This is a genomic window from Legionella tunisiensis (genome assembly GCF_000308315.1).
Classification (GTDB): domain Bacteria; phylum Pseudomonadota; class Gammaproteobacteria; order Legionellales; family Legionellaceae; genus Tatlockia; species Tatlockia tunisiensis.
In genome coordinates this window covers 1-2800 of record NZ_CALJ01000321.1, presented here as the reverse complement: position 1 = coordinate 2800, position 2800 = coordinate 1, and the positions used below count along the sequence as shown (strand labels likewise).

The window sequence follows — 2800 nt, the reverse complement described above, 5'->3', positions numbered from 1 at the left end:
GGTTTTGAAAGACGCTTTGTAGCGTCCAGCCAGCGCCTCGACAAACCATGCACCGGCATTGTGTCGTGTTTGCTCATAGGCAGAACCAGGATTACGCAAGCCAACGATTAGTTTAATTGTCATAACGAAGGTCTAAATAATTAGTATGTTGAACCAAGAGCACCTAAGTGAGCCGGTTCTAAAAACAAGGCGGGAAAATCCCGCCTTCAAAGTCATTATCAGTCCGAGCGTATTACTCGTTATCTTCACCTTTTTCTTCTTCAGCTGGGGCAGCAGGTGCTTCTTCTTCTGCTTTTTCTTCCTCTTCAATAACTACAACTTTAGGTGCGTGAATGCTAACGACAGGTAAATTATGGCTGCCATCAGTGATATCGACTGTTAATTGAACGCCTTTAGGCAGTTTCAAATCAGACAGGTGGACAACATCATCCATCTCGACGTTTACCATGTCAACTTCAATAAATTCAGGCAGGTTTTTCACCTGACATTTTACCTCTACGTGAACCATGGTATGGCTAATAATACCGCCAGCTTTAACTCCTTTCGCTGTTTCTTCATTAATGAAGTGAATAGGAATTTGTTTAACCAAGATATCCTTGGGAGAAACACGCTGTAGATCCATGTGTAAAATAACAGGCTTGTAAGGATGGCGTTGTAGGGCTTTAAGGATAACGTGCTCAACCTTACCATCGACGTTTAAATCAAAAACACTGGAGTAAATGCTTTCACTTTCCAACGCTTTTACCACTTTGTTATGCAGTAAATGAATCGATTGTGGTTTTTTGTCTCCGCCATAGAGGACGGCAGGAACTTTGTTTTCAAGACGACGAAGGCGGCGGCTCGCACCTTTCCCTATGTCTTTTCTTGCTTCAGCTTCTAAAACGATTGTTGACATCAGTAGTCTCCATCAATAATAAGTAAAACCCTTAGTTCGCCCGCGACCAGGACAAATACCCAAAACAAAATTGGGACAAGGGTGGCGCAGTATACAATAATTTAAAATCAACTTGAAGTCGTCGCCGTAATTTCATAGAATATGCCACTTTGTTGAATTTGTGAGAGCCGTGCAGGCGAGTTGGAGAATAGCTATGTATGCTGTAATCAAGACAGGCGGTAAGCAATACCGCGTAAAAGAAGGCGATGTTATTAAATTAGAATTGCTACCTGAAGACGTTGGCAATGAGATCAGCTTCTCTGAAGTTTTAATGCTTGCAGATGGTGATAAATTCACCTGTGGTGCACCACTCGTTAAAAATGCAGTTGTTAAGGCTGAAGTTCTAGAGCACGCTCGCCACAAGAAAGTTAAAATTATCAAGTTTCGTCGTCGTAAGCACCATATGAAGCAAATGGGTCATCGACAGTATTATACGCAGGTAAAAATTACTGCGATTAGCAAGTAAGAGGGGAAAGAAATGGCTCATAAGAAAGCAGGTGGTAGTACACGTAACGGCCGCGACTCGAATCCTAAGTACCTTGGTGTAAAGCGTTATGGTGGTCAAATGGTTAACGCTGGTGAAATCCTTGTGCGTCAGCGTGGTACACGTTTTCATGCTGGCGAAGGTGTTGGTGTTGGCCGTGATCATACCTTATATGCCTTGGTTGCCGGTCAAGTTTGTTTCGTTGTCAAAGGCGCTAAAAAATCGTAAATACGTTACGATCGCCGCCGTTGAAAATTAATTTATACTTTCCACATTCTGGGCCCCGGTATTCGGGGCTTTTTTTTAGCCTATGAGTTGATGTAAATCATGAAATTCGTTGATGAAGCACTGATTAAAGTAGATGCCGGTAACGGTGGCCATGGTTGCTTAAGTTTTAGGCGCGAGAAATTTGTGCCTTTCGGGGGTCCAGATGGTGGCGATGGTGGAGATGGTGGTAGTGTATTTCTTGAAGCGAATTCCAATTTAAATACCTTGGTCGATTTTCGCTATCAACGCCATTACAAAGCCGAAAATGGTCAACCGGGCATGGGGAGCAATTGCACGGGCAAGAAAGGTGATGATTGTGTCATTCAAGTTCCTGTGGGCACCATGGTTTTTGACGTTGATACCGGTGAGCTTTTGGGGGATATTAAACAAGCGGGTGAGCGTTTGCTCGTTGCACAGGGTGGTTTTCATGGCTTAGGGAATACCCGTTACAAGAGTAGTGTTAATCGCGCGCCGCGGCAAACCAGTCCTGGTACCCCGGGTGAATCCCGGCATCTGCGTTTAGAATTACGTGTGTTGGCTGATGTAGGCTTGCTGGGTTTACCTAATGCGGGGAAATCGACGTTAATTCGTGCTGTTTCAAGTGCAAAACCTAAAGTTGCTGATTATCCTTTTACTACGTTACACCCTGGATTGGGAGTAGTAAGAGTTTCTGTTCATAAAAGTTTTGTTATGGCTGATATTCCTGGCTTAATTGAAGGAGCGGCCAGTGGTGCGGGCCTTGGTCATCGCTTCTTAAAGCATTTATCCCGTACTTGCGTTTTGTTGCATGTTGTAGATGTTGTTCCAGCGGATGAGAGCAATCCTGTGGAATCTGCAAAAGCAATCCTCAATGAATTGAAAGAGTATGATCCAGAGTTACTTGATAAGCCACGATGGCTGGTACTCAATAAAATTGATATGTTACCCGATGAGCATCTAAGGCAAAAAACGGTGCAAGCCATTGTCGATGGCTTGCAGTGGCAAGGAAAAATATTTGCTATATCAGCTATGACCGGTGAAGGAACGCAGCAGCTATGTTATTCATTGATGCAACTGATTGATGAGATGAAAGAGGCGGAAGCTTAGCCATTCGGCTGCATAATGCACAACCAGAT

Annotated in this window: 4 protein-coding genes and 1 pseudogene; 3 read left to right on the top strand and 2 right to left on the bottom strand. The window is 43.8% G+C overall.

The features are described from left to right. Both BN58_RS30310 and BN58_RS19640 read right to left on the bottom strand, forming a co-directional pair. A pseudogene (locus tag BN58_RS30310) lies at window positions 1-123 on the bottom strand (aminoacyl-tRNA hydrolase); the annotation flags it as partial. 109 nt (window positions 124-232) lie between these two features. Then, window positions 233-895 carry a 50S ribosomal protein L25/general stress protein Ctc gene (locus BN58_RS19640; protein ID WP_019218293.1) on the bottom strand — a complete coding sequence of 221 codons (663 nt, stop codon included), beginning with the start codon at window positions 893-895 and terminating at the stop codon, window positions 233-235. 193 nt (window positions 896-1088) lie between these two features. On the opposite strand from BN58_RS19640, the gene rplU reads away from it, so the two are divergent. The 3 genes from rplU (at window position 1089) to cgtA (ending at window position 2771) form a co-directional block, all read left to right on the top strand. After that, a complete protein-coding gene (gene rplU, locus BN58_RS19635) occupies window positions 1089-1400 on the top strand; it encodes a 50S ribosomal protein L21 (protein WP_019218292.1) in 312 nt (103 codons plus the stop codon). A gap of 12 nt (window positions 1401-1412) precedes the next feature. After that, window positions 1413-1646 (top strand): 50S ribosomal protein L27, encoded by a 234-nt coding sequence (gene rpmA, locus BN58_RS27580; protein ID WP_019218291.1) that lies wholly within the window; start codon window positions 1413-1415, stop codon window positions 1644-1646. A 99-nt stretch (window positions 1647-1745) separates the two neighbouring features. Continuing rightward, the gene (gene cgtA / locus BN58_RS19625) at window positions 1746-2771 is read left to right on the top strand and encodes an Obg family GTPase CgtA (RefSeq protein WP_019218290.1); all 1026 of its coding nucleotides are present in this window, start codon (window positions 1746-1748) and stop codon (window positions 2769-2771) included. The last annotated feature ends 29 nt before the right edge of the window (window positions 2772-2800 follow it).

Coding starts and splice junctions, on each gene's coding strand:
- BN58_RS19640 (WP_019218293.1), bottom strand. CDS start 895: ATGTCAACAATCGTTTTAGAAGCTGAAGCAAGAAAAGACATAGGGAAA.
- rplU (WP_019218292.1), top strand. CDS start 1,089: ATGTATGCTGTAATCAAGACAGGCGGTAAGCAATACCGCGTAAAAGAA.
- rpmA (WP_019218291.1), top strand. CDS start 1,413: ATGGCTCATAAGAAAGCAGGTGGTAGTACACGTAACGGCCGCGACTCG.
- cgtA (WP_019218290.1), top strand. CDS start 1,746: ATGAAATTCGTTGATGAAGCACTGATTAAAGTAGATGCCGGTAACGGT.